A 24,967-nucleotide genomic window follows, 5' to 3' on the forward strand; every position below is an offset into this window, starting at 1 on the left:
GCCAGTAATCGTTTCAACACCTGCAGCCCCCATTAGCCCAACAGATAGTCCATTAACCAGCCCGCTGCCAAACCCAGCAGCAGGACAGGCAACACAACCAATTCCCGCCCTGGACTGAAAAAGCCCAAACGCCTACTAGCCCATATCACCAGAAGCAGCGTCGGCAGCTTGTGTAGCGCCACCCCCCAAAGCGCCCATTCCGGCCCGCCAAGCGCCAGTAGCAGCGGCAGTAATGACCAGAGGGCGGCAAAGCGCAGCAGATTATCCAACGCCAGATACTTACTCCTCCCGAGAGCCAGCCAGAGCTGCTGGGCGACTACATAACGCAGCATGAATAATGACCAGGCGAGCACAGCGAGCATTTGCCCAGCTTGTGAATAGCGCTCGTCATACAACCAGCCAATCAAAACGGGCGCAGCTACAGAGAGGAAACCACAGGAAAACAGCAGCACAAAATCGGCCAAGAGGCGCAAGCGTTGATAGAGATGGCGTAAGCGCAGGGGATTATCCGCACGCACAGCCTCACTGAACGCCGGCAGAGCAACCGCCGCCGCAAACTTTTGCACTGCGGTTTCCACAGCTCCCAGCAGCAGGATGGCAATGGCGTAGATTCCCAGCTCCGCCGCCGACAGGCTCCCGGCCAACCAGATGCGATCGCCCTGCGCTGCCAGTACGCCGACCACCGAGGACAACAGAATCCAGCGACCGAAACTGACCAGTTCGCTTAAGGCCTGACGATCCCAGCATGGACGATTCGCAGGCCCAACGAACCACAGGTGGCTGAGCAGGGTGGTAATCAAGACGGAAACCAAACCAGCAACCACCAGAGACCAGATACTGCCAGTCCACCAGCCGAGCAACAGCATGACCAGCAAGCCACCGCTCTGGGCAACCAGTTCGCCAAGCGCCACTTTACTCTGCTGAAAATTACGAAATGCCAAGGCCACCTTGGTCGATTGAAAGCCACTGATCACCGCGGATAAGCCGGTCACCGCGAGAACCCCTGGCAACTCATCAGCCGCATAGGTAGAGCCCGCAGGCAACCATTGCCTCTGCTGAGCCAGCCAGGCCAGCGCCGCGATCAGCACGGTGAGGGCGAACAGCACGAAGCCACGGACAATCTGCAGGGTCCAGGCGGTATCAAGAAAGAGAGGGTCCTGACCGCGCTTGCTCTGGATGATGTTCTGCCGCAGGCCAATATCGGAGAACAAGGCCAAGACCACCGACAGGGTGGTCGCAATCATCATGATGCCGAACATTTCCGGCACCAGCAGGCGCGCCATGATAAGGTTGCCGCCCAAACGCATGGCCTGGGAAGCGATCAACGCCGCCAGGCTCCATGCCCCGGCAGACATGGCTCGCCCGCGCAGGCTGGACGATGGCACCGAGCCTCCTGAAGCCATAGTATCATTCCCTGATTTATCGGCCGGCAAGGTACCACAGCCGCGCTCCAGCGGCCACACACCGCCCCTTCAACGGATGAAGGCAGCCTCATGCCCGAGCACTTACGCGCCCTGATCGTCATTGTCATTCTCGCCACTGCCGTCTTCAGCCTGGCAGGCAAAACCGCCACTCAACTCATTCCGGCAAGAGATTTCAAGCGACGGCGCAACCTGTGGTTCGCCCTGACCCTGCTGGCCTTCCTGACTCACAGCTTCTGGCTCTATGCTGCCGCCGCAACCTTCTGCCTACTGCTGACCAGGCGACAGGAACACACGCCTCTCGCGCTATTCTTTCTTCTGCTTTTCGTCATGCCCCCCGCCACGGTGCAGATACCGGGGTTCGGACTGATCAATTACCTGATCAAGCTCGACCACCCACGCCTGCTGGCACTGGTCATTCTCCTGCCGGCCTTTTTTACCCTGCGGCGCCAACCCGGCGTGATTCGTTTCGGTCGTCTGTGGCCAGACCGGCTGCTGCTTGCCTACCTGCTTCTGGTGGCGCTGCTCTATTTGCGCGAGACCACCCTGACCGACAGCCTGCGCCAGAGCCTGTACCTGCTAATTGACGTGCTCCTGCCCTATTACGTGGCCAGCCGTGGGTTGCGCCAGTTGCAGGATTTCAGAGATGCCTTGCTCGCATTCACCCTGGCGGCCATGGTCCTGGCGCTGATCGGCCTATTCGAGTACGCGCGTCACTGGCTGCTATACAGGGCCCTGCTTGGCGCACTCGATATCGAGTGGGGGCTCATGGGCTACCTCGGTCGCGGCGGCTCCCTGCGCGCCGTGGCCACTGCTGGGCAGGCGATCGTGCTGGGCTACATCCTGGCCGTAGCCATCGGTTTCTATCTCTTTCTGCAAGGCGTTACGACCAGCCGCCTGCAACGCTGGTTAGGCGGCCTGTTACTGGCAGCGGGACTGTTTGTGCCGTTATCGCGCGGCCCATGGATTGGTGCAGCCATCATGCTGGCTACTTTTATTGCCAGCGGGCGCCATGCCCTCAAACGGCTATTCCTGCTGACCATGGCCGGCCTGCTCAGTCTGCCACTGCTGATGATCATTCCGGGCGGGCAAAAGCTGCTCGACCTGCTGCCCTTCATCGGTTCGGTGGAGAAGGAAAACATCACCTACCGGGAGCGCCTGATTGATAACTCTCTCATCGTCATTGAGCGCAATCCCTGGCTAGGCTCCGTAGACTACCGGAAGACCCCGGAAATGCAGTCGATGATTCAAGGACAGGGGATTGTCGATGTGGTGAATACCTATCTTGGGGTCGCCCTCGAGGTTGGCCTGGTTGGTCTGATGCTGTTCACGGCATTCTTTGTGACGATCCTTCAGGGTATCAGGCAGGCCTTGCGCAGGCTGCCCCGCCATCAGAACGAGGCCCGAAACCTCGGCCGCGCTCTACTGGCCACACTGTGCGGTGTTCTAGTGATCATCTTCACAGTCAGCAGCATCAGCATCATCCCGGTGGTCTATTGGTCTGTCGCCGGCATCGCAGTGGCCTATGTTCAATGGGTACGCCTGCAAACACAGCCCCACGCCACACTCGACAGGTGATTCCATGCTCTTACGTCTTCGCCCTGTACGCACGACCGTGCTGGCTGTTCTGCTCAACATTCTGCTGGCGCCAGCCATCTGGGCATCGGACTGGCAGGTCCAGCTGGATGACAAGAGTGGTCTGCCGGTACTGGATCGCGGCGGAAGTCCTGCCCTACAAAGCTCATTCGCCTTCTGGCAGGGCAACTGGGCCTGGGCCAATACATCAAGCCGCCTACAGATCAATGGTGACTACAACTACAGCCTGACGGCAGAAAACCAGAGCCTGGACTTCAATCTGGCGGCGATCATCAAGCGCCCCGACGAGCAACAGCTGACGTGGGAGTTCCGCATCGACGCAGGCAGCCAGATCGACACCATCATCGGCGGGGGTGTGGTCTTCAAGTTTGACTTAGCCAATCTAGGGGCTGAGATGGGGCAGCCCAGACTCCTCAGCGACAATCGTGGCTGGTCATGGGGCAACGAAAGCCGTCGCCTTGAACTGAAATTCGATGCGCCACTGGCACGACTGTACTTTGAGCGCGGCAATCCGGCGGAAATACGCGCCTTTTTCTTCAAGGACAGCCTATCTCCGGGCCAACAAACCATCAGAGCCAGCCTGACTCTCAGCGGCGATATTGCCATTGCACCGACCGCCGAAGAGCGCTTCGGACCAGCAGACATCAGTTCATGGCCAAGCGACAACCTTGACTGGAAGACCTCCCCCGTCGATCTGTCCTTCCTCAACGCCGCGGAAAAACCGGCAGGCAAGCGTGGCTTTCTCCGTGCCGTCGGTGAGCAGTTGCAATTCGCAGACGGCACGGCGGCACGTTTTTGGGGTACCAACCTCTCTGCCAACACCCTGTTCGGCACCCCCCATGACGCGGTCAGGCTGCAAGCCAGACGCCTCTCCGAGCTGGGTTTCAACCTGGTCCGCCTGCATCACCACGACTCGCCCTGGGTCAATCCGAATATCTTTGGTGACCGCAAGCAGGTCGCGAGTACTCAGCAACTCAGCGCCGAATCGCTTGAGCGGATCGATTGGTGGATCAAGTGCCTGAAAGACGAAGGCATCTATGTCTGGCTGGACCTGCATGTGCAGCGCGCCCTGACGGAGCGGGACAACATCTTCGCCTTCGACGAGATCCGCAAAGGCAAGGAGACGGCGGACCTCAAGGGCTATGCCTACGTCAACGCCACAATCCAGAGTGCCATGAAGCGCTTTGCCGAAGACTATGTAAGCCATGTCAACTCGCACACGGGGCTGGCCTATAAAGACGATCCAGCCATCGCCGCCATGCTGCTGACCAATGAGAACGATATCACCCACCACTTCGGCAACGCCCTGCTGCCCGACAAGCAGGTACCACAACACAGTGAGCTGTACATGGCCGAAGCCGAAGCCTTCGCCGAACGGTTTGATCTGCCTGCCAGCCAGACCTGGCGAGCCTGGGAGCATGGACCGGCCAAGCTGTTTCTCAACGACCTAGAGCGGCGCTTCAACGCTGAAATGATCCAGCACCTGCGGGCGATGGGGGTACGCGTACCGATTGTCACTACCAGCACGTGGGGTGGTAACGGCCTCAGTTCGCTGCCAGCACTGACTACCGGAGACCTCATCGACGCACACAGCTATGGCGGTCTCGGCCAACTGGAACGCAACCCGCAGAGCAGTGCCGGCATCATGCACTGGATTGCCGCCGCTCAAGTCGCAGGCAAGCCGGTCAGCGTGACCGAGTGGAACACGGAGCCCTTCCCGACCCCGGACAGGCATGCTCTGCCGCTTTATCTGGCAGGCAGCGGTGCCTACCAGGGCTGGGACGCGCTCATGCAATACGCCTACAGCCAAGAACGCATCAATGGCAGCTGGATCACCGCCTCGAACTGGCATGCTTACACCGACCCGGCACTATTGGCCACGCTACCGGCGGCGGCTTTGCTCTACCGACGTGGCGATATTCGCGAAGCCAGCACCACGTTCATCTTCGCTCCGAGCGCCAGTACCCTGTTCAACCAGCGGATCAATCCAGCCAATTCGATTGCCCTGCGCAGCGCCGCGGAGAAAGGCAAGCTGCAAATCGCCATGCCGGAAACCCCGGAGTTGCCTTGGCTGCAGCCAAGCCCGATTGCACAGAACGCCCAGATCATTCGCGATCCTGGACAATCCGTCCTGGATAGCAGCAACTCATCGAGCAGCGATAACGGGGAGCTACGACGCAACTGGCAGCAAGGCATCTTCACCATCAACAGCCCTCGCTCGCAGCTTGCCACCGGCTGGCTTGGCGGCGAGTCGATCGAGCTTGGCGAACTGAGCATCGCCAGCAAGACTCGCAATGCCAGCGTGGCTCTGCAGAGCCTAGACGGCCAACCGCTCGCAAAATCTCGCAACCTGCTGATATCCATCGGCACCCGCGCCATCCCCAGGGATGGCAACAAGGTCCCCTTCTATGTCGAACCATTCGAAGGGCAGCTCTCGCTCACGGCACCAGCGGGTCTCAAGGTCTACCGGCATGGTATCCTTGCACAACTTGAGGAGCAGCCCAGTACTTACGCAAACGGGCGCTACACAATCAAGCTAAACGGAACATTAGCGACAAACTGGCTGTTCATCCGCTAGCCAAAACGGCAGCCGGACGCCCACCTGCAGACAGGTGTTGCAGCAGTTTGCGGGAGAGATCAATGAAGATCCTGGTTGTAGGTGGCGCCGGTTATATCGGCTCGCACATGGTCAAGCACTTGCTGCGCGCTGGGCACTCGGTGGTGGTCGCAGACAACTTTTCCACCGGTTATCGCAACGCCGTCCCGGACTGCTGCGCCTGCGTGGAACTGGATATCGCCAATAGCGAAGCGCTCGATACCCTGTTTGCCACTCACTCGTTTGAAGTGGTCTTTCATTTCGCATCTTTCACCCAGGTGGGCGAGTCGATCGAGCAACCCGGCAAGTACTACAGCAACAACCTCAGCGCCACGCTGACCCTGCTGCAGACCATGCTCAGATTTGACGTCAAGCGCTTCATCTTTTCCTCGACCGCCGCCGTCTATGGCAACCCACAGACCACCCCGATCGACGAGGATCATCCCAAACAGCCGATCAACCCCTATGGCCGCAGCAAGCTGATGGTCGAGCAGGTACTCGAAGACCTCGACCAGGCCCACGACCTGAAGTCCGTCAGCCTGCGCTACTTCAACGCCGCAGGTGCCGATCCGGAAGGGACGCTCGGCGAACGCCACGACCCCGAGACCCATCTGATTCCGCTCATCCTCCAGGCAGCATCAGGACGGCGCAGCGAGATAACCATTTTCGGCAATGACTACGATACGCCGGATGGCACCTGTATTCGCGACTACATCCATGTCAGCGATCTGGTCGATGCGCATGCACGTGCTCTGGACTTCATCATCGAGCAGAAATGCAGTGCCACCTTCAACCTAGGTAATGGCACAGGCTTCTCCGTACGCCAAGTCATCGACACCGCCAGACGCATCACGGGCAAAAACATCCAGATTCGCGAGGCCGCCAGACGCGCAGGAGATCCCGCGCGCCTAGTGGCAGACGCACATCGGGCCCGCGATCAGCTCGGCTGGCAACCGCGCAACAGCTCGCTGGAGCAGATCATCGAGGATGCCTGGCACTGGGAACAGCAGTACCCCTGGAGCTAAGTGAGGGGGATCAGGGGTAGTAGCCGTGACTCTCCGACTCGGCCTTGTTCAGCACAGTACCGATCAGGTTGCTGGCCGGGAGATGATGCAGGCAGTCCTCGATCTCCTTGCGACTGCTCATGCCATTGGCTACCACCAGCAACACGCAATCGATCTTTGGCAGAACGGCAATGGTATCGTCGGAGCTGAGCAGTGGCGGCAAGTCGAAGATCACGATGCGCGACTCGTAGCGCTCACGCAGATCATCGATCAGGCTCGCCACTCGAGGCGATGAAAGTAGTTCGGTGGAGTGTGAAATCGGCGCCTTGGTCGGCAGCACGACAAACCTCGGCAGAGCGGGATTGACCAGCACCTCCTGCAGTTCGGCATCCCCCCCCAGAAGGTCATTCAGCGAACGCTCCATCGGCAAGCCGAGATAGCTGCCGATCTTCGGCCGACGCAAGTCGAAATCCACCAGCAATGCGGTCTTGGTCGTGTAGTGCGCAATGCTCATCGCCAGATTGATCGCCAATACGCTTTTGCCGGCCTCGGCCGTTGGCGAGGTGATCGCCAGTGTCCGCCAGCCGTTTTCCTCCATGGCCTTGAGCACCTGAGTGCGTAGCAGATCAAAGGCCCAACTCATGTTGGAGTTCTTGTTATAGGCGACGATGCGATTGCGCTCGAGGTGGTCAGCCGACAATGGCACGACTTTGGTCTGCACGTAGTTCAGTTCGCCCAGCTCTTGCGCAGGAGCCGCAGCACCCGCACCGGCCCGCCCGCGCACTGTTGCCCTGACACCCGGCTGCGCATTGCTCCGGGCCTTCTCGATAGCCAGTTTGATTCTTTCCATGAGGGTTGCCTTATTCGAAACGGGCCAGGGCCTTGAACAGCAGGATGTCCAGCGGCATATAGAGCAGATGCAGCGAGACCAGCAGAGCGACGGTCAGCAGTCCGGCAATCGCAAAGCCTCGTCGCTGCCACGCACGCTGCCGAGCCAGCTCGGCCTTGGTCGGAATATAGGGAATCGTCGCCAGCACACGCCGGCCCAGTACATTGGCCAGGGCATCAACCCCTCGCACTCGCTGACTAATAGTTTCCAGCAACATCACCAAGCCCGCGGAACCGGCCAGGGCGAGAAACACGGCCAGAACGGCAATCTTCTTGCGATTGGGCTTTACCGGCTTTTCCGGCATCAAGGGCGGCTCCAGCAGCACGAAGCGTTCGGCCTTGTTTTCCTGTTCCAGATTCTCCGAGATACGCGCACTCATCTGTTTGGTGCGGATCTCTTCATATTTGCGCTGCGCATTCTCATGATCGCGCATCAGCGTAATCAGGCCACGTTCGACCTGGGGCGTCTGCAGAATCTGCTGCTCGTAGGCCGAGACGCGAGCCAACAGGCCCTGCTTCTGCTGGCTCAGCGAGTCGGCGCGGGCTTGCAGCGTGGCAATCTTCGCCTCGACCCGAGCAATCTCCAGCCCGGATGCAGAAGCGGGCACGTCGCCCTTCAACTCAGCAGCCTGCAGGTCGTTGATCTTGCGCTCAAGAGCACGCACATCTGGATGTGCGGCTGTGTATTTGGACAACAAGCGCGCATGCTCCGCCTTGAGGCTCGCCAGATCCAGCGGCACATCCTTCCCATCGCTCGCCGCACCTGCGGGGGCTACACCGGACCTGGCAGCGGCCAACTCAAGATCGAGGAAGCGCAACTCTTCCAGCGTGCTCTTGTAATCGCGATCGACCTCTTTGAGCTCGGCCTCACTGCGCGCCAGCATTCCCATGCGCAGCTCCTGATGTTCCGGCAACGCATTGCCATGCTCCTGCTTGAACGCCGCCAGCTGGTCCTCGAGCGTTTCCAGTTCCGTCTTGAGCTTGTTGGCCTCCTGGGTCAGAAACTCTGTCGTTTCGCTGGCCCGCTCTGTCCGCTGCTTGATGTTCTCATCAAGGAAAAGTGTCACCAGTTCATTGGCCACCCGGTTGGCCACCTCCGGCCGACGATGCTCGAAGGACAAACGGAATGCGATGGTCGCCAGACCACGCCCCTTGACCTCGGCATTGACCAACGTAACGGTGATTGCCTCGCGCATCTCGTCGATCTTCTCGGAAACCGTGAGCAGCTTGCTCTCGTCGGCAAACAGCCGGTACTTGTCGATGATGCGTAGCAGATTCTCCCGCGTCATCACCCGCTGCCGAATGATCTCGATACGTTCATCGGCATAGGTGTTGTTGTTCACCGCCACAAGATCGGTGGGAATCTGCTGCGACTCCACCAGAATGGTACCGGTCGACTCATAAACCGGCGGTATCAGCAGTGCAACCAGCAGACCAGCCGCCAGAATCAGGACAAAGCTCAAGCCAAGCAGCCAGGCACGGCGCCTAACCACGGCCAAATAGTCATTCAGAGTCAGTTCGTAATCAGCAGTCATGGCATCGACAATTCAAGAAGTTAGATATCCGGGTGGCTATAGATAAACGTCAGGCCGATCACGCTGGCGCTGGCATCGGCGACATCGTCCTCACTCCGCTGTTTGTACGCCACGGACAGACGGGCCTGCCAAAAAGACGACAACTCGTGGCTGAGCCAGGCGTCCACCTGGCTGAATACATTGGGTTGTACCCCCTTGCTGTCACGCCAAGTGCCACCAAGGCCGGCGCTGGAGCGCTCGCTCAAGGCGTAACTCCATGTACCGTGCAACTGCTCAACCTCAACGAATCCACCTTCTCCACTGGTGGTTGTGGTGCGCTCGGCGCCCAGACTGAGCAGGGCACGCTCCCCCGAGTAATTGAGACTGACTCCACCCTGCCAGCCACCTTCGTACTCATCGCTACTCGCTACATCATGCCCAGCCTGCAGTTCGGCGTCCCAAGCCTCGGACAACGCCAGCCTGACGCCTGCAACAGGCTTGTAGTTGGTCGAAGCCTGCTCACCAGAGTCATCTGCAGGGATATAGCGACTAACGGTGAAGCCCGTGAACGGAACCAAGCGAGCCGTCAGGGCATAATCGATGTCGAAGTTCAGCGACAGGTCTTCATAGTCATTCAGCGTGGTGTCGTCATAGCTGACGGTGTTGTACATGAGGGTATTCGAGAGAGTGCTTCGTGCATTAGCCTGAGTGCGCCAGAATCCACTCAACGCATGCTTCTTGCGAGTACCGTCACTGGTTTCGACACCTGTTTCGTCGAGAGCAGCCAACGTCGAGCTTTCGTCGTAACGCCACGAGCTACCCAGCGCCCCCATCTCAGTCTCCCGCTGCCACCCCAGGTTCAGTCGAGGATCCTCACGATCCCCGATAATGCGTTGATCCGAACTGCGCTGTATCTGCCCACCCAGCCCCACACTCAGCACATCGAGACCGGATGTCCGCTCAAGCCTGTAGTCCGGAGACAGGGTGGTGCGAGTAACCGCCTCGCTCTGATCAGCCTCGAGACGAGGATTGGAGTCATGCTCAACCGATGTAGGCATGCTCAGCGAGCCCTGCCAGCTAGCGGCCTGAGCCCAACTGACGGGGAAAACGCTTCCCAGCAGACAAGCCAAGACCCGGCGAACCAGCAACGGCGCAATCGACACGGCTAAGGCACAACCAGAGTATCGCCAGCCTGCAACTGCATGTTGGTCGACATATCCCTGGCTGTGATCAGGTCGGTATAGGCAATCAACAGCGTTTCCTGGGCACCGCTACGGTTGCGCACAACCTTGATGGCATCCTCATCGGCAAACTTGTCCAGCCCTCCAGCCAGACTCAGCACCTGCAGCACCGTCAGCGGGCCTGACATCACCACCGGCCCTGGCTTCAGTACCTTGCCCAGGACATACACGACGTTTCCTTCAATGCCCGCAATCACCACGCTGACATTCGGCTCAGGGATGTATTGCTCCAGCTTCTCGGAAATTGCGCTGGCGACATCGCTCACTTGCAAGCCCGCCACCTCGATTCGCCCCACCAACGGGAAGGTAATACTGCCATCCGGCAGGACTCGCAGCTCCTGCCGCAGATCGTCTTCCCTCCAGACAGAAACCTCAATCACATCACCAGGATTCAGGCGATAGTCCTTTGCTTCAGGAGCAGCCCAAGCAGCACTCCCCCCGAGCACGGACAGCAACAACACACCCAAGAGGCGCATGACATTTACTCCGCTACTGATTTTCGGCCAACAAAAAAAGGGGGGGAATCCCCCCCTTTTACGGATATACGGTGGTCAAACCGCCACTGACTGACGATGGTGACGCGCCCAGGAGCGGCGCCGATAGAAAAACGCTCCGAGCAGCGAACTACCGAAAAGCAATGCAGCACCAGGCAACGGCACTGCTGCATCGAGCAGCAACTTGGAGTTCAACGAGTTGTCCAGCAGATTACTCACTCCGAAAAACAGAGGGCCGCTGTAGTTGGACGCCGGCACCCAACTGAAATACTGCCAGCCGCTATCGCCGAAGTTACCTACGCTGGCGACACTGGCTAGCAGGTTGTAGCCACCATCGGTGACAACAAAAGCGCTGTCGTTGTAGGGCAAGTAATCACCCGCAATAAAGCGCCACATGAACTCATAGCGCTGCCCCGCACTCAGACTGACGGTACCGAAAAGCCCCTGATTTCCCTCGAGCTGCCCATACCAGTCGCCTTGATAAGCCATTAGCGGGTCATGCACGGCAGTACCACTGCCGATCCAGCTCCCCAGGCCTCCCGATTCAAAATCCAGCCCGGAAACAGTCGCGGCCGAAGCGGCCGGCGCCACGATGCTAAACGCACAAGCCAGTGCCAACTTACGCAGTTTATTCATAACGCCTCCTTAACCCAGAAATCCATCACGCCAACCACCTACACCTTGCGGCGATTAGCCATCAAGACAAAGCCGAACAACGCGGAAGCAAACAACCATGCTGCGGCCGGAAGAGGAACGGCACTTGGTTGATTGACGTACGAATCTGAAGCGCCCCCCCTGCCGATACCCTGCACATGCAAACCAACGCGAAAATCGCCCTGTCCCAGAGCCTGCAACAAGCCATCAAAATTAGTGGCGCCAGCCCAGAAGCCGAGAAAAGAAACCCATTCACCCAAACGGTTCACGCCATTACTCGGCACACCAGCGGTCAGTACACCCTGCTCCAGGCTCCGGCTATTCGAATCCCCGGAGAAGCTGGCAACAAAACCCGCCGCCTGACCTGCTGGCAAGTTGACCGGCGCGGCATGGCCGTCGAACGACACACCAACCCCCGAATCCGCCTGATAGATAATGTCGCTGAACAGCCTGCGCCGCCGATCATCGAAATAGATATCGGTAATAGAGGAACGTACGCCCACAGCGTTACGGAAAGTAAACAGGGCGCCACCTGGCAGCGCCTCGACCTCAAGGCTCAATTGCTGGCCAAGAAGCTCTGGAGAGTTATCGCTGATGCGTTCGAAGTGATACTGCAGGCTTGCTGCCGCACCTTCCAGCGAAAAGCCGCCGATGACCAGCGCCGCCGCCAGCCTGAGGATTGATGCAATGCGCATGAGATGCTCCCTGCATTCAAGCAACTTCCCTGATTTGGGTAGAAGCGTATCGACAAGCCAGAGCCAATGTCAACAATACGTCGCTCAATGAGAAAAAATCCCTCGATAGCGCAATTGCGCCAACAAAACGTCAGGCGAACTTATGGCACCACTCTTAGTAGGCCTGCCGTCCGGTTAAAGCGAAAACCGTTCTCAGCAGAATCACGAAATCGAGCCACAGCGACCAATTGTTGATGTACTCGATATCCGATTCGACACGCTGGATCATCTGCTCGATATCCCGCGTCTCCCCCCGATAGCCTCGCACCTGAGCCAGGCCAGTCATACCAGGCTTGATGTTGTGCCGAGCAAAATAGGCCGTAATGCGCTGCGAGTACTCTTCATCGTGCTGAATGGCATGCGGCCGCGGACCAACCAGTGACATGTCGCCACACAGCACATTGAACAGCTGAGGTAGCTCATCAAGGCTTGTGCGCCGGATGAAAGCCCCGACCCGGGTCACACGCGGATCATTGCGCCGGGCCTGCCTGATCACACCATCCTCCGCAGCGTGCACGACCATGCTGCGGAACTTCCAGATGCGAAATATCTCGCCATTCCAGCCCATGCGCTCTTGCCGGAAGAAAACCGGCCCCGCGCTATCCAGGCGAATGGCCAGCGCAACCAATAACAGCAACGGAGATACCAGCAATAACGCCACGCAGGCCAGCAGCCGGTCCTCCAGATTCTTTAGCAGCAACCGCATGCCGGTCAGCGGAGTCTCGGACAGGGTCAGCACCGGAATGCCGGCAATTTCCCGCACACTGTGATTGATCAGACGCAGAGAAAAGATGTCCGGCACCCAATGCACTGCAATATGCCGATCCAACAGCTTGAAGTAGACCTCCTCGATCACATCCGAGGCATCCAGCGGGGTAACGAAATAAACCGTGCGCACGGCATGCTGTTCCAGCAACTGATCGAGCTCACCGAGCACACCCAACCGCCGCAACCCCTTGCCAGGAGGGATGGAGTCGTCCACGCCCTTGATCGAGACGCAGCCAATCACTTGCTGTCCCAACCATGGGTTGTCGCTGATTTTTCGATTCAGGAACTCCGCTAACCGGCCAGAACCGATGATCAGCGCATTCTCATTTTGCACATTGCTCTGCAGTCGCAACTGCACTTGCCGCATAAGAGCATGCAGCATCAATTGCGCGAAAAAGCCCAAAACGAACAACTGACCAACAAGCAGCCGCGAATACTGCTCGCTCTGCTTAGTGAGAAAAGCCATCACCAGCAGAAACGCAAAAGTCGCACTCCACGCTTTGAACAGGCGAAAAGCCTTGAGAGTGAAGCCTGCATTGCTGCGATAAATGCCGTAGTAGTCATACACCACAGCCAAGGCACCCAAGAGGAGCAAAAGCAGGATGACATAAGCCGGCGCCAGATAACCGATATGCCACTGCACCAGCCACCAGGCCACCCCAATCACCGCAAGCCCATCCAGGCATGCCTGCAACGTGTTGGAGGTACTACTGCGGCGCTGCAGAACCGAGCGACGACTAGCAAGCTGGATTGTCATGCGGCCTTCCACCCATTCGCATGCTGGAACAAGCAGAACAGCACCATGTCGATACAGGGCCGCGATATCCGCGCATTTATAGCCATTTGCCTTCTCACTCCCTTGAAGCCCCGCCAACCTGCGGATAAGCAGTCACCCGCCCCTGCACAACAGGCACAGGAGAACGTGGCTGCGCATACTACTGGAGGCCGTCAGCGCCAGCAGCTTTTGCGAGTAGCAAAACGCAAAATCAGGGATAAACAGCACATTCCCCCAGCCGGAAGGCCTCGAACAAAATCAGCACAAACTGCTGAAAAAGAAAAACCCCGCCTAAGCGGGGCCTTGCAGAGGTGTGTCCTGACTTCCTTGCCAGCTCCGCCATCCTGGCGGGTATCCATGGTATCCGTGTTATGCGAAGCGCTTCCTGCGCGGTTTCCATGGTGAGCACTTTAACCAGGCACCAGCCAGAGCCATAGCAGCGAACGACACTACAGCCTGTAAGCCATTACCTACAATGGCTTACCGATGGGCCACTGATAACCCGCCATTAGTGCAGCCAATGAATACCCGCAAGCTGGTTTTTTTGTGACGCAGTGCTTGTTAGACTCAGCATTGTCCTACAAAAACAACAGGCCATATCAAGGCCATGGGGTCACAGCATGCGCGTCGTTGCCATTGCCCTCTATTCCCTGGCGCTCTCCGCCACCTCTGTCGCCATTGCCAACGCCGGCGGCCAAAACAAGCTGTCCGACCCGAAAGCCGCCATCGAGCAGATATTCTGGCCACAGCTGTACAGCGCAGGCGGCACCTCGCTGTACTGCGGTAAAACCTTCAATAGCGAAGGCGGCCAGTTCGTCGCCAGTCCGGTCTACCCGACCAAGCAGATCAAGAGCAGCCTGCGCTGCATCACCGACAAGCAATGTGCGGAGAAAAACAGCCAGTACCCGTTCATGCTGGCCGACCTGCACAACCTCTATCCAGAGCTGGCTCGTGTCGAGCTGGCGCGCCGCAACTCCCTGTTCGGCGCCCTCGGCGACGCCGTGCCGAGCAAGTTTGGCGATATCGACTGCGATCTGAAGGCCAGCTTCCAGCTGGTTGAACCGCGCAACGAGGCCAAGGGCAATGTCGCTCGCGCACTTTTCTACATGCATGTGGAATACGACCTGCCGATTCCAGGCCAGGTGCAGATGTTCAAGCAATGGCATCAGATGGACCCACCGGACGCCGAAGAGAAAGCCCGCAATGATCGTATCGCCGAACTGCAAGGCACGCGCAATCGCTTCATCGACAATCCGGAGCTGGTCGACCAGCAGATCAGCAACTGAGTTCAAACCCACACGAAAAAGCCCCGCCTAAGCGGGGCTTTTTCGTGTTCAGGCTGAATGCCTGCCGTAATCCGGCAGGCAATGGCCATCAGAACTGTGCAGCGTCGAGCAGATACAACGATTCACTGCCGGCCTTGACCGAAGCACTCAGCGAGTGGATACGCGGCAGCAGGCGAGCGAAGAAGAAGCGCGCGGTGCCCAGCTTGCTCACGTAGAACTCGTCCTGATTCTGCTTGGCCAGGGCGGCACGGGCCATGAGTGCCCACATGTAGGCATAGGCGGTGTAGCCGAAGACCTGCAGGTACTCGACCGAGGCGGCACCGATTTCATTCGGGTTGGCCTTGGCGCGCTCGATAACCCAGGCAGTCAGCTCGTCCAGATTGGCCACAGCAGCCTTCAACGGCTCGACGAACTCGGCCAGACCGGCATCGGCACTACCGATGAACGCCTTGATCTCGTCGGCGAAGTGTTTATAGAAGCTGCCGCCGCTACCAACAATCTTGCGCCCCATCAGGTCCAGAGACTGGATGCCGTTGGTGCCTTCGTAGATCTGGGTGATGCGGCAGTCGCGGATCAGTTGCTCCTGACCCCACTCGCGGATGAAGCCGTGGCCGCCGAAGATCTGCTGGCCGTGCACGGTGGTTTCCAGCCCCATGTCAGTGAGGAAAGCCTTGGCTACCGGCGTCAATAGGGCAACCAGCTCCTCGGCGCGCTTGGCCACGCTGGCGTCTTCACTGTACTTGGCGGTGTCCAGCTGCATGGCGACGTAGCTGGAGAAGGCACGACCGCCTTCGTTCAGCGCCTTCATGGTCAGCAGCATGCGACGCACGTCCGGATGCACGATGATCGGGTCAGCGGCCTTGTCCTTGGCAACCGGGCCGGTCGGCGCACGGCTCTGGATACGATCACGGGCGTACTCGATGGCGCTCTGGTACGAACGCTCGCCCAGTGCCAGACCCTGGATACCGACACCCAGACGCTCGTAGTTCATCATGGTGAACATGGCATTGAGGCCCTTGTTCACTTCGCCGACCAGGTAGCCGGTGGCGCCGTCGAAGTTCATGACGCAGGTGGCCGAGGCCTTGATGCCCATCTTGTGCTCGATCGAGCCGCAGCCCAGGCTGTTCTTCGCGCCCAAGGAGCCGTCGGCATTGACCATCACCTTCGGCACGATGAACAGCGAAATGCCTTTCGGGCCAGCCGGGGCATCCGGCAGCTTGGCCAGCACCAAGTGGATGATGTTCTCGGTCAGGTCGTGCTCACCGCCGGTGATGAAGATCTTGGTACCTGTGATTTTGTAGCTGCCGTCAGCCTGAGGCTCGGCCTTGGTACGGATGATGCCCAGGTCGGTGCCGGCATGCGGCTCGGTCAGGCACATGGAACCGGCCCATACGCCGGCGTACATGTTCGGCAGATACTGGTTCTTCAGCTCTTCGCTGGCATGGTTAAGGATCGACAGGCAGGCGCCGGCAGTCAGCATCGGGTACAGCCCGAAGGATAGGTTGGCCGAGTTGACCATCTCCTCGACCTGGGCGCCAATCACTTTCGGCATGCCCATGCCGCCGAACTCAGGCGAACCGCCCACACCCACCCAGCCGCCATCAGCGTAGGTCTGGTAGGCCTGCGGGAAACCGGCCGGGGTTTTCACTGCGCCATCGGCCCAGGAACAGCCTTCTTCGTCGCCACTGCGGTTCAGCGGAGCGATGGTGCCGGCAGTCACCTTGCCAGCTTCTTCCAGAATGGCTGCTGCAGTGTCTTCATCAACCACTTCGGCCAGACCAGGCAACTGGGCCCAGAGCTTGGATACTTCGAAGACTTCATTGAGGACGAAGCGCATATCGCGCAGGGGCGCTTTGTAATCAGCCATGGGAAACCTCACGCAACTCAAGGGGCGGCCGGAATGGCCGGTTTTCAAGAAGCGGCATTGTAGCTGAACAACTTTAACGAGACATAGAGTCACTGCGTGACTATTTCAAAAACAATAGTCACGCACCAGCCGTTTCCAGGCGCTGCGCGCCGCGGCGATTCTGACCATGCGCCATGACCCGATTGCGACCCGCCTGCTTGGCCGCATAGAGCGCCAGATCGGCACACTTGATCACCTCTTCCGGCTGGCGCTGCTCCAACTGTCGCTCCGCCACACCAATGCTCATGGTCACCGACACGCTGCTGCTCTTGCCACCGGCACGACGCTGCTTGCCCTCACGGGCATCACCCGGCCGCGAGTGCTTGTCGCGCAGCTGCAGCGGGTAATGCTCGACCGCCAGACGTAAGGCCTCAAGGTGCGGCAGGCATTCCTCGACCGTCTTGCCGGGGAACACCACGGTGAACTCCTCCCCTCCATAGCGATAAGCCTTGCCGCCACCGGTGACCTTGCGCAAACGACTGGCCACGAGCTTGAGCACCTCGTCGCCGACGTCATGGCCATGGGTGTCATTGAACTTCTTGAAATGATCGACATCGGTCATCGCCAGCACATACTGGCGCGGCAGGCGCTGCAGGCGCTCGTTCAGTGCGCGCCGCCCCGGCAGCCCAGTGAGCTCATCACGGAAGGCCATCTCGTAAGCCTCATGCGCCACTGCCACCGCCAGACTGAGCATGACCATGCTTGTCATCGCATGCAGGGCATGGGGCAGCAGAAAGACCTTGGGCAACATCCACAGCAGCGCAGCCGCACCGAGCAATTGGGCCGCATGCAGCGGTCTGGGCTGGCGCAGATACTGTACCAGCAGACCAATCAGAGCCAACGCGAAGACCGGATAGGCCAGCTGGATCAACCCCAGGCCAGCATCCTGCAACAACGGCCAGCGGACCTGCGCCAACCACACCAGCAGTTCATCGGGATAACGCCGCGCCAGGGCCAGGGCCACCGCAGCCACCGCAATCAGCAAGGCGCTGCGCGCCAACAGCTCCTGACTCAGCGACGCTCGCTCTTGCCACAAGGCATAGCCGCCATACAACAGTGGCAGCAGCAAACTGCAGAGGTGAAACGTCAGCGCAGTATCGGCCTGGACCCGGCCATTGGCGCGAAAGAAATCGACCTGATTGTCGAGGAAGTAGTAGGCCAGATAGACCACCACCAGCAGAAAGGTCTGTCGTTGCCGTTCATAAGCCAGGCAGTAGGTGCCAGCCAGCAACAGCAACAGGGTCGGTAGCACGTTGAATAGCGAAGCGAAGAATTCCGTCAACGAACCCAGCAAGCTGGCCGCAACGCCACCCGCCAGCAGCAACAGGCTGGGCAGAAAATGCGCGGGACGAACATCGGCAAGACGGAACACGGCGACTCCACGACGAATGCGATCAACTGCCCGCATTGTGCCTGCAGCCAGGCCACAACACATCGGGCAAAACGGCGGTCCGTCGCACAAATGAAAACGCCCACCGAATGGTGGGCGTTTTCTGACTTCTGACGCAGCTACTGCTTAGTAGCCCAGAGCGAAGTCTTCTTCAGCCATATCCATCAGGTTGCTGGCGCCGGACAGCATGGCAGCAACGTGGGTACGGGTACGCGGCAGGATGCGCTCGAAGTAGAAGCGCGCGGTCTGCAGCTTGGCCTTGTAGAAAGCCTCGTCCTCAGTGCCGGCAGCGATCTTCTCGGCAGCCAGGCGAGCCATGTCAGCCCAGAAGTAGGCCAGACAGACGTAACCGGAGTACATCAAGTAATCCACCGAGGCGGCACCGACTTCTTCGCGGTCCTTCATGGCAGCCATGCCCACTTTCATGGTCAGGTCGCCCCACTCCTTGTTCAGCTGGGCCAGCGGTGCAACCAGGCCTTTGATGGCTTCGTTGGCTTCGTTGGTCTGGCAGAACTTGTGCACGATCTTGGTGAAGCCCTTCAGCGCTTCGCCCTGGGTCATCAGCACTTTACGACCCAGCAGGTCGAGCGCCTGAACACCAGTAGTACCTTCGTACAGGCAGGAGATACGGCTGTCACGCACGTTCTGTTCCATGCCCCACTCGGCGATGAAGCCGTGGCCGCCATAGATCTGCACGCCATGGTTGGCCGCTTCGAAACCAACTTCGGTCATGAACGCCTTGGCGATCGGAGTCAAGAAGGCCAGCATGGAGTCGGCGGCTTTCTTCTCTTCTTCGTTCTGGCTGTACTTGACGATGTCGACCTGCTTGGCAGTGAAGTACACCATCGCGCGGTTACCTTCGGCGAAGGCCTTCATGGTCAGCAGCATGCGACGCACGTCCGGGTGGACGATGATCGGGTCAGCAGCTTTGTCCGGCGCTTTCGGGCCAGTCAGAGCACGCATCTGCAGACGCTCACGGGCGTACTTGATGCCGCCCTGGAAGCCGATCTCGGCATGAGCCAGACCTTGCAGAGCAGTACCCAGGCGAGCAGTGTTCATGAAGGTGAACATGCAGTTCAGGCCCTTGTTCGCCGGGCCGATCAGGTAACCGGTGGCGCCGTCGAAGTTCATCACGCAGGTAGCGTTGCCGTGGATGCCCATCTTGTGTTCCAGAGAGCCACAGGAAACGGCATTGCGCGAACCAACGCTGCCATCGGCATTGACGTTGAACTTCGGCACGATGAACAGGGAAATACCCTTGGTGCCCTGCGGGGCGTCGGGCAGGCGGGCCAGCACGATGTGGACAATGTTGCCCGACATGTCGTGCTCACCAGCGGAGATGAAGATCTTGGTGCCGGACACCTTGTAGGAACCGTCAGCCTGCGGCTCGGCCTTGGTGCGCAGCATGCCCAGGTCGGTGCCGCAATGCGGCTCGGTCAGGCACATGGTGCCGGTCCACTCACCGGAGACCAGCTTGGTCAGGTAGGTGTGCTTCTGCTCATCGGTACCGTGCTCGGCGATGGTGTTCATGGCGCCGTGCGACAGGCCCGGGTACATGCCCCAGGACCAGTTGGCCTCGCCAACCATCTCGCTCAGCACCAGGCCGAGGGACTCCGGCAGACCCTGACCACCATGGGCAACGTCGTGCGCCAGACTAGGCCAGCCGCCTTCAACATACTGGTCGTAGGCTTCCTTGAAGCCAGTCGGGGTTTTCACGCCTTCCGGAGACCAGGTGCAGCCTTCGATGTCACCCACACGGTTCAGCGGAGCAATCACTTGCTCACAGAACTTGGCGCCTTCTTCCAGGATGGCATTGACCATGTCCGGAGTGGCGTCTTGGCAAGCCGGCAGGCTCTGATAGTGCGCTTCATAGCCGAGCAGCTCGTCACGTACGAAGCGAATATCACGCAAGGGGGCCTTGTAATCAGGCATAGCAGTAAACCTCTGCGGTAGATCCAAAGTGAGTGACCGGTTATTCGGTCAGTACTGGTTATCCGGGTCTGCGGGCACACAAGAACGCCGCAGATCAAACGGGCGTTTGAAACATACGTTTACGCCCAACCCTTGTCAAGCACCCAGAAGGGGCTGATTCACACCTCAATATCGAGGTTTTCAGCCGGCTCCTGCAGGGCCGCCAGACGGCGGTAAAGTTCAAGACTAGGCGCTGGCGGCAGGCTCTGCTCGGTCTTTTCCGGCTTTTCCTCATTGGCCTCCTCTTCCTCCTCGGCCTGCTGGCGCTCCTCACTGCGCGCCGCCTGTTCGGCCGCCAGCTGCTCACGCTGCAGCTGGCCCAACTCAGCTCGCGCCTGGGCCGCCAGCACCTGTGCCTGCGCGGCAACACGCAGGTCCTGCGCCGAAGGTTCGGCCGGTGCCAGCGCCGCCCGCTGCACCAGCTCCATCTTGCGCAGGGTGGCTTCGGGATTATTGGGGATCGGACTGACGTCGATGCTCACCTCGCCACTCGTGGCATAAGACTGACCATTCGGCCCGCGGGTATAGGTGAAAGCCGGCGGCCCGGCATAGCGACCACCCACCGAGGCATGCGCCTGCTCATGGTTGCGCACTTCCCGATCACGCGCCGCGAGGTTCTGAATCTGCCGGCTTTCCTGCTCTTCACGCTGACGCTGACTGACCGAAGCGTCTTTATCGCTCGCCTGCTCGCGCGGGCTCTCAGCATCCTGCTCAGGCAGGCTTTGCGCTTGCTCGGCAGGGCTTTGCGTGCGCGCATCACCCGGCGCGTCCAGAGACTGCACCGGGGTGACCGGCGCCTGGGTGGCCCGTGCCAGATCGGGGGAGGAATCAGCCGACACCGGCCGGGCCGGCAGACTGGTGCTACTCGGCATATACGAAGACAGGTAAGCCGCGCTGCCGATTTGCATGCTCGCCTCCTGTCGTTCGTAGTGAGAGAACTACACGCGCGCTCAGGCGCGGATATCGACCAACGTACCCAGAACCTGATCAGCTGTTTCGATGACACGCGCACCGGCGGCGGCTTCGCGCTCGCCCACTTTCAGCTCAACCAGACTGGTGGCCAGATCAGGCTCTGCCGGCGGCGCCGCCTGGCTGTCACGAGCCGGCAGACTGTTGCGAGCGATATCGCTACCCGCCTCGGCCACACGATTCATGCCGCCCTGCACCGCACTCAGGCCGGAACTGAAGGCACTCGGTGGAATTTGCATGTCCGCACACTCCAAAAACAGAAAATGACTCTGTAAGTATTCAAGCAGATCATGGTCATTTTTTGTACAGGCAGTTAGTTATGAGCAACGCGACTCATAGTGCTTCACGCACTAGCAGTGCAGTTGCAGATAGGGAGCCACGGCTGCCGGCGTCGCGACAGGCAGATGAGGCACAAACCCCAGGCAAGGCGCCGGTAGGCGCTCACGGAGTGTCGCCAGGTTATCCTCCAGCCGAGAGGCGTTCGGATCGACTAGATTGGCGACCCAGCCAACCAGCGGTAAACCGTCACGCAGGATCGCCTCGGCGCTGAGCAGGGCGTGATTGATGCAGCCCAGACGCACACCGACCACCAGAATCACCGGCAGCTGCAAGGCAATCGCCAGATCGGACAAGCTCTGCTCACCGGCCAGCGGCACCCGCCAGCCACCGGCACCCTCGACCAGGGTGAAGTCAGCCCCCAGCGCAAGCACCGCCCGTACCGGTTCGGCCAGGGCGGCCACCGTCAGTTCGACGCCCGACTCGCGAGCAGCCAGATGCGGGGCAATGGCCGGCTCGAAGGCCAGCGGGTTGACCTGTTCATAGCGCAACGGCAATGAGCACTCACCCAGCAGGGCCAGCGCATCACCATTGCGCAAGCCCGCTTCGGTCAGCTCACACCCCGACGCCACCGGTTTGGCCGCGGCGGTCGAGAGCCCCGCCAGGCGCGCGGCATGCAGCAGGCCGGCGGCGATGGTGGTTTTGCCGATCTCGGTATCGGTGCCGGTGACGAAGAATGCTCGCTTCACGGTCAGGCGTCCTTGCGCAAAATGCCGTAGACCACCTGATAGGTCGCCGGCAGCCCTTCAGGTTGACGAAACTGTTCGTAGGCCTCGACCAGCGCACGAATCCGCGCCCGCCCTGTCAGGCCGTCCGGGCGCCCCGGATTGAGATTGTGTGCGCCGATGTCCTTGAGCGAGCGGGTCAGCTCGCGCAGGTCGGCAAAATGCAGGACCTCGGCCCGGCGTTGCAGGCCCTGGACTTTCAGACCACTGGCCGCGCACAGATGCTGATAGTCGCTGAAACGGCGGAAGCGATTGACGTGGACAAAGCCATCGACCGCCTGCCAGCTGTCACGCAGCTCCTGCAGGGTACCTACGCACAGACTGCTGAAAGCCAGCATCCCGCCGGGCTGCAGTACCCGCCGGGCCTCGCGCAGCACCGAGGAGAAATCGCCACACCACTGCAACGCCAGGCTGGAGAAGATCAGTTGCTGACTGCCGCTCCGAAGCGGCAACTGCTCGGCATCGCCAGCGACAAACAGCTGAGCGCCGCCCAGCGGACGAGCATGCCGCAGCATGCCCTCGGCGATATCCAGCGCCACACCCTGGGCTGCCGGGAAGCGCTGCGCCAGCTCGCGACTGAAATAGCCGGTGCCGCAGCCCAGGTCGAGCCACTGCTGCGCCTGGTAATCGGCCGGCAGCGCACTCAGCAGCTGCTGACCCACAGTACGTTGCAGCTCGGCCACGGCATCGTAGCTGGCCGCCGCCCGGGAAAAGGACGCCGCCACCTGACGCTTGTCCGGCAGCCCATCCTGACCGTCCTCGGCAGAGCGCAGCGCATCAGTCATCGCGCACCTCGGTGAGGAAGGCATCGATGGCCGCTGCCACCTCATGTGGCCGTTCCAGCGGGAAGGCATGACTGCCCTCCTCCAGCAGGCCCACTTCGATATCCGGCTGCAGCGTCAGCAGCGCCTCGGCCACCTCGGCCGGCACCAGCGCATCGCCACCGGCAAGCAGGTGCAGCTGCGGCCCGGCATAACGCTGGATGGCATCCCGGCTGTCGAAGCTGGCCAATACCTGCAGGCCGGCGAGCAGCTGCTCGGCACTGGCATGCGGCGCAGCCATATTCAGCTGGCGGGCCAGAGCACGCGGATCGGCGGCGCCCTGACTGCAGAGCAGGCTGAAGCGTTTCAGCGTCGCGGCAGGATTTTCCTCGCAGCCCTGATAGAACGCATTGAAAGTGGCCTCCGGCATGCCATGCGGCCATTCGTCATGCGCCACAAAACAAGGGTTGCTGGCCAGGGTGAGCAGGCCGCAGCAACGCTCGCCGCGCAGCGCCGCCAGCTCGCTGGCGAGCATGCCGCCCAGCGACCAGCCGCCGAGCCAGGTATAGGGCGGCAAGCGCTCGTCCAGCTCCAGCAGCCACTCGCGACTGTCACCACTGTCTAGGTCCGGTAGCGGCTCGATCTCCACCAGCAGATGCTCGTCCAGCCGGCGCAAGGCCTCGGCCAGCACTTCCAGCGGCAGACTCCCAAGCCCCCAGCCCGGCAGCAGAATCAGCTTGTTACGCATCGGCACCCTCCTCGGGGTTCGCCAGCAGCGGCCAGCATTCCGCCAGCGCCTGCAGCAGTCGCTCCAGCTGCGCCTCGCTGTGCGCGGCGGAGAGCGTCACGCGCAGACGGCCGCTGCCGGCCGGCACGGTCGGTGGGCGAATGGCACCCACCAGCAGACCGCGCGCCTTGAGCATGGCCGACAACTGCATGGCCCGCTCACTGTCACCGACCAGAATCGGCTGGATCGGCGTCGGGCTGTCCATCAGGGTCAGACCGATCTCGGCCGCGCCCTGACGGAAACGTGCGATCAGCGTGTTCAGGTGGTCACGCCGCCAGCCTTCACTCTGCAGCAGCTCAAGGCTCTTGAGGGTGGCGCAGGCCACCGCTGGCGGCTGGCTGGTGGTGTAGATGTAGGGACGGGCGAACTGGATCAGCGTCTCGATCAGCTCCTCGCTGCCGGCGACAAAGGCACCGGCGGTGCCGAAGGCCTTGCCCAGGGTGCCGACCAGCACCGGCACATCATCCAGGCCCAGACCGAAATGCTCGACAATGCCGCCGCCCGTGGCGCCCAGCGGTCCGAAGCCGTGGGCATCATCGACCATCATCCAGGCCTTGTTGCGGCGCGCCTCGGCACACAGCGCCGGCAGGTCGGCGAGGTCGCCGTCCATGCTGAACACGCCATCGGTGACCACCAGGGTGTTGCCCGTGGCCTTTTCCAGTCGGTTGGCCAGGCTGGCCGCGTCATTGTGCAGATAACGGGAGAAGCGCGCTCCGGACAGCAGGCCCGCATCCAGCAGGGACGCATGATTGAGGCGGTCTTCCAGCACCGTATCACCCTGCCCGACCAGGGCGGTGACGGCGGCCAGATTGGCCATGTAGCCGGTGGAGAACAGCAGCGCCCGCGGACGCCCGGTGAATTCGGCCAGCGTTTCTTCCAGCTCGTGGTGCGGCGTGCTGTGGCCGATCACCAGGTGCGAGGCGCCGCCACCGACGCCCCATTTCTCGGCGCCGGCGCGCAGGGCGGCGATCACCTCGGGGTGGTTGGCCAGGCCCAGGTAGTCATTGGAGCAGAAGGCCAGCAGCGACTGGCCATCGACGCGCACCTCGGGGCCCTGCGGCCCCTCCAGCAGCGGGCGCTGGCGGAACAGGTGGGCGGCACGACGCTCGGCCAGGCGCGTGGCGAGATCAAAGGCCATCGGCGGCCCCGGC

The 24,967-nt window shown here is 60.5% G+C and carries 21 protein-coding genes; 4 read left to right on the forward strand and 17 right to left on the reverse strand.

Annotated features, from left to right (window positions below; all coding sequences use genetic code 11):
• Positions 1–32: 32 nt before the first annotated feature.
• Positions 33–1,403, reverse strand: a complete 1,371-nt coding sequence (locus tag HNP49_RS14040; RefSeq protein ID WP_409372554.1) for an oligosaccharide flippase family protein — start codon at positions 1,401–1,403, stop codon at positions 33–35.
• Between the two features lie 90 nt (positions 1,404–1,493).
• Here HNP49_RS14040 and HNP49_RS14045 point away from each other — a divergent pair, with 90 nt between their 5' ends.
• The 3 genes from HNP49_RS14045 (at position 1,494) to galE (ending at position 6,638) form a co-directional block, all read left to right on the forward strand.
• Entirely contained in the window at positions 1,494–2,999 is a 1,506-nt protein-coding gene (locus HNP49_RS14045; protein ID WP_184684266.1) for an O-antigen ligase, read from the forward strand.
• A gap of 4 nt (positions 3,000–3,003) precedes the next feature.
• On the forward strand, positions 3,004–5,595 hold the full coding sequence (locus tag HNP49_RS14050; RefSeq protein ID WP_184684267.1) for a glycosyl hydrolase family 5: 2,592 nt from the start codon (positions 3,004–3,006) through the stop codon (positions 5,593–5,595).
• Positions 5,596–5,657: 62 nt separating this feature from the next.
• Entirely contained in the window at positions 5,658–6,638 is a 981-nt protein-coding gene (gene galE, locus HNP49_RS14055) for a UDP-glucose 4-epimerase GalE (protein WP_184684268.1), read from the forward strand.
• A 10-nt stretch (positions 6,639–6,648) separates the two neighbouring features.
• Here the strand turns inward: galE and HNP49_RS14060 are convergent, their stop codons facing one another.
• From HNP49_RS14060 to HNP49_RS14090, 7 genes are all read right to left on the reverse strand, one after another.
• Positions 6,649–7,467 carry a CpsD/CapB family tyrosine-protein kinase gene (locus tag HNP49_RS14060; protein ID WP_184684269.1) on the reverse strand — a complete coding sequence of 273 codons (819 nt, stop codon included), beginning with the start codon at positions 7,465–7,467 and terminating at the stop codon, positions 6,649–6,651.
• Positions 7,468–7,477: 10 nt separating this feature from the next.
• Positions 7,478–9,040, reverse strand: coding sequence for a Wzz/FepE/Etk N-terminal domain-containing protein (locus HNP49_RS14065; protein ID WP_184684270.1), 1,563 nt, complete (start codon positions 9,038–9,040; stop codon positions 7,478–7,480).
• 20 nt (positions 9,041–9,060) lie between these two features.
• Positions 9,061–10,077: a hypothetical protein gene (locus HNP49_RS14070; RefSeq protein WP_184684271.1), complete on the reverse strand. Its 1,017-nt coding sequence runs from the start codon at positions 10,075–10,077 to the stop codon at positions 9,061–9,063.
• Positions 10,078–10,184: 107 nt separating this feature from the next.
• Positions 10,185–10,736 carry a polysaccharide biosynthesis/export family protein gene (locus tag HNP49_RS14075; RefSeq protein WP_184684273.1) on the reverse strand — a complete coding sequence of 184 codons (552 nt, stop codon included), beginning with the start codon at positions 10,734–10,736 and terminating at the stop codon, positions 10,185–10,187.
• 75 nt (positions 10,737–10,811) lie between these two features.
• Complete coding sequence (locus tag HNP49_RS14080) at positions 10,812–11,390, reverse strand: hypothetical protein (protein WP_184684274.1); 579 nt, start codon at positions 11,388–11,390, stop codon at positions 10,812–10,814.
• A 38-nt stretch (positions 11,391–11,428) separates the two neighbouring features.
• Entirely contained in the window at positions 11,429–12,103 is a 675-nt protein-coding gene (locus HNP49_RS14085) for a hypothetical protein (protein WP_184684276.1), read from the reverse strand.
• Between the two features lie 154 nt (positions 12,104–12,257).
• Positions 12,258–13,667, reverse strand: coding sequence for an undecaprenyl-phosphate glucose phosphotransferase (locus HNP49_RS14090; protein ID WP_184684278.1), 1,410 nt, complete (start codon positions 13,665–13,667; stop codon positions 12,258–12,260).
• A gap of 638 nt (positions 13,668–14,305) precedes the next feature.
• Between HNP49_RS14090 and HNP49_RS14095 the strand changes: the two genes are divergently transcribed.
• Positions 14,306–14,971 (forward strand): endonuclease I family protein, encoded by a 666-nt coding sequence (locus tag HNP49_RS14095; RefSeq protein WP_184684280.1) that lies wholly within the window; start codon positions 14,306–14,308, stop codon positions 14,969–14,971.
• Between the two features lie 88 nt (positions 14,972–15,059).
• Here the strand turns inward: HNP49_RS14095 and HNP49_RS14100 are convergent, their stop codons facing one another.
• The 9 genes from HNP49_RS14100 to bioF all read right to left on the reverse strand — a co-directional run bounded on the left by HNP49_RS14100 (position 15,060) and on the right by bioF (position 24,954).
• Positions 15,060–16,838 (reverse strand): acyl-CoA dehydrogenase C-terminal domain-containing protein, encoded by a 1,779-nt coding sequence (locus tag HNP49_RS14100; RefSeq protein WP_184684282.1) that lies wholly within the window; start codon positions 16,836–16,838, stop codon positions 15,060–15,062.
• 118 nt (positions 16,839–16,956) lie between these two features.
• Entirely contained in the window at positions 16,957–18,249 is a 1,293-nt protein-coding gene (locus HNP49_RS14105) for a diguanylate cyclase (protein ID WP_184684284.1), read from the reverse strand.
• A gap of 144 nt (positions 18,250–18,393) precedes the next feature.
• Complete coding sequence (locus HNP49_RS14110; RefSeq protein WP_184684286.1) at positions 18,394–20,199, reverse strand: phenylacyl-CoA dehydrogenase; 1,806 nt, start codon at positions 20,197–20,199, stop codon at positions 18,394–18,396.
• Positions 20,200–20,357: 158 nt separating this feature from the next.
• A complete protein-coding gene (locus HNP49_RS14115) occupies positions 20,358–21,146 on the reverse strand; it encodes a putative metalloprotease CJM1_0395 family protein (RefSeq protein WP_184684288.1) in 789 nt (262 codons plus the stop codon).
• Between the two features lie 42 nt (positions 21,147–21,188).
• Positions 21,189–21,446, reverse strand: coding sequence for a hypothetical protein (locus tag HNP49_RS14120; RefSeq protein WP_184684290.1), 258 nt, complete (start codon positions 21,444–21,446; stop codon positions 21,189–21,191).
• Positions 21,447–21,557: 111 nt separating this feature from the next.
• A complete protein-coding gene (gene bioD / locus HNP49_RS14125) occupies positions 21,558–22,232 on the reverse strand; it encodes a dethiobiotin synthase (RefSeq protein ID WP_184684292.1) in 675 nt (224 codons plus the stop codon).
• 2 nt (positions 22,233–22,234) lie between these two features.
• The gene (bioC, locus tag HNP49_RS14130) at positions 22,235–23,053 is read right to left on the reverse strand and encodes a malonyl-ACP O-methyltransferase BioC (protein WP_184684294.1); all 819 of its coding nucleotides are present in this window, start codon (positions 23,051–23,053) and stop codon (positions 22,235–22,237) included.
• Positions 23,046–23,777 (reverse strand): alpha/beta fold hydrolase, encoded by a 732-nt coding sequence (locus HNP49_RS14135; protein WP_184684296.1) that lies wholly within the window; start codon positions 23,775–23,777, stop codon positions 23,046–23,048. Before HNP49_RS14135 ends, bioC begins: the two co-directional genes overlap by 8 nt.
• On the reverse strand, positions 23,770–24,954 hold the full coding sequence (bioF, locus tag HNP49_RS14140) for an 8-amino-7-oxononanoate synthase (protein WP_184684298.1): 1,185 nt from the start codon (positions 24,952–24,954) through the stop codon (positions 23,770–23,772). The genes HNP49_RS14135 and bioF overlap by 8 nt, the downstream gene beginning before the upstream one ends.
• Positions 24,955–24,967 lie beyond the last annotated feature (13 nt).

Source organism: Pseudomonas fluvialis, assembly GCF_014207935.1.
GTDB classification, from domain to species: domain Bacteria; phylum Pseudomonadota; class Gammaproteobacteria; order Pseudomonadales; family Pseudomonadaceae; genus Aquipseudomonas; species Aquipseudomonas fluvialis_A.

What these genes read in the sequence shown, in the direction of transcription:
- HNP49_RS14040 (WP_409372554.1), bottom strand. Translation starts at nt 1,403, where the DNA reads ATGGCTTCAGGAGGCTCGGTGCCATCGTCCAGCCTGCGCGGGCGAGCC.
- HNP49_RS14045 (WP_184684266.1), top strand. Translation starts at nt 1,494, where the DNA reads ATGCCCGAGCACTTACGCGCCCTGATCGTCATTGTCATTCTCGCCACT.
- HNP49_RS14050 (WP_184684267.1), top strand. Translation starts at nt 3,004, where the DNA reads ATGCTCTTACGTCTTCGCCCTGTACGCACGACCGTGCTGGCTGTTCTG.
- galE (WP_184684268.1), top strand. Translation starts at nt 5,658, where the DNA reads ATGAAGATCCTGGTTGTAGGTGGCGCCGGTTATATCGGCTCGCACATG.
- HNP49_RS14060 (WP_184684269.1), bottom strand. Translation starts at nt 7,467, where the DNA reads ATGGAAAGAATCAAACTGGCTATCGAGAAGGCCCGGAGCAATGCGCAG.
- HNP49_RS14065 (WP_184684270.1), bottom strand. Translation starts at nt 9,040, where the DNA reads ATGACTGCTGATTACGAACTGACTCTGAATGACTATTTGGCCGTGGTT.
- HNP49_RS14070 (WP_184684271.1), bottom strand. Translation starts at nt 10,077, where the DNA reads ATGCCTACATCGGTTGAGCATGACTCCAATCCTCGTCTCGAGGCTGAT.
- HNP49_RS14075 (WP_184684273.1), bottom strand. Translation starts at nt 10,736, where the DNA reads ATGCGCCTCTTGGGTGTGTTGTTGCTGTCCGTGCTCGGGGGGAGTGCT.
- HNP49_RS14080 (WP_184684274.1), bottom strand. Translation starts at nt 11,390, where the DNA reads ATGAATAAACTGCGTAAGTTGGCACTGGCTTGTGCGTTTAGCATCGTG.
- HNP49_RS14085 (WP_184684276.1), bottom strand. Translation starts at nt 12,103, where the DNA reads ATGCGCATTGCATCAATCCTCAGGCTGGCGGCGGCGCTGGTCATCGGC.
- HNP49_RS14090 (WP_184684278.1), bottom strand. Translation starts at nt 13,667, where the DNA reads ATGACAATCCAGCTTGCTAGTCGTCGCTCGGTTCTGCAGCGCCGCAGT.
- HNP49_RS14095 (WP_184684280.1), top strand. Translation starts at nt 14,306, where the DNA reads ATGCGCGTCGTTGCCATTGCCCTCTATTCCCTGGCGCTCTCCGCCACC.
- HNP49_RS14100 (WP_184684282.1), bottom strand. Translation starts at nt 16,838, where the DNA reads ATGGCTGATTACAAAGCGCCCCTGCGCGATATGCGCTTCGTCCTCAAT.
- HNP49_RS14110 (WP_184684286.1), bottom strand. Translation starts at nt 20,199, where the DNA reads ATGCCTGATTACAAGGCCCCCTTGCGTGATATTCGCTTCGTACGTGAC.
- HNP49_RS14115 (WP_184684288.1), bottom strand. Translation starts at nt 21,146, where the DNA reads ATGCAAATCGGCAGCGCGGCTTACCTGTCTTCGTATATGCCGAGTAGC.
- HNP49_RS14120 (WP_184684290.1), bottom strand. Translation starts at nt 21,446, where the DNA reads ATGCAAATTCCACCGAGTGCCTTCAGTTCCGGCCTGAGTGCGGTGCAG.
- bioC (WP_184684294.1), bottom strand. Translation starts at nt 23,053, where the DNA reads ATGACTGATGCGCTGCGCTCTGCCGAGGACGGTCAGGATGGGCTGCCG.
- HNP49_RS14135 (WP_184684296.1), bottom strand. Translation starts at nt 23,777, where the DNA reads ATGCGTAACAAGCTGATTCTGCTGCCGGGCTGGGGGCTTGGGAGTCTG.
- bioF (WP_184684298.1), bottom strand. Translation starts at nt 24,954, where the DNA reads ATGGCCTTTGATCTCGCCACGCGCCTGGCCGAGCGTCGTGCCGCCCAC.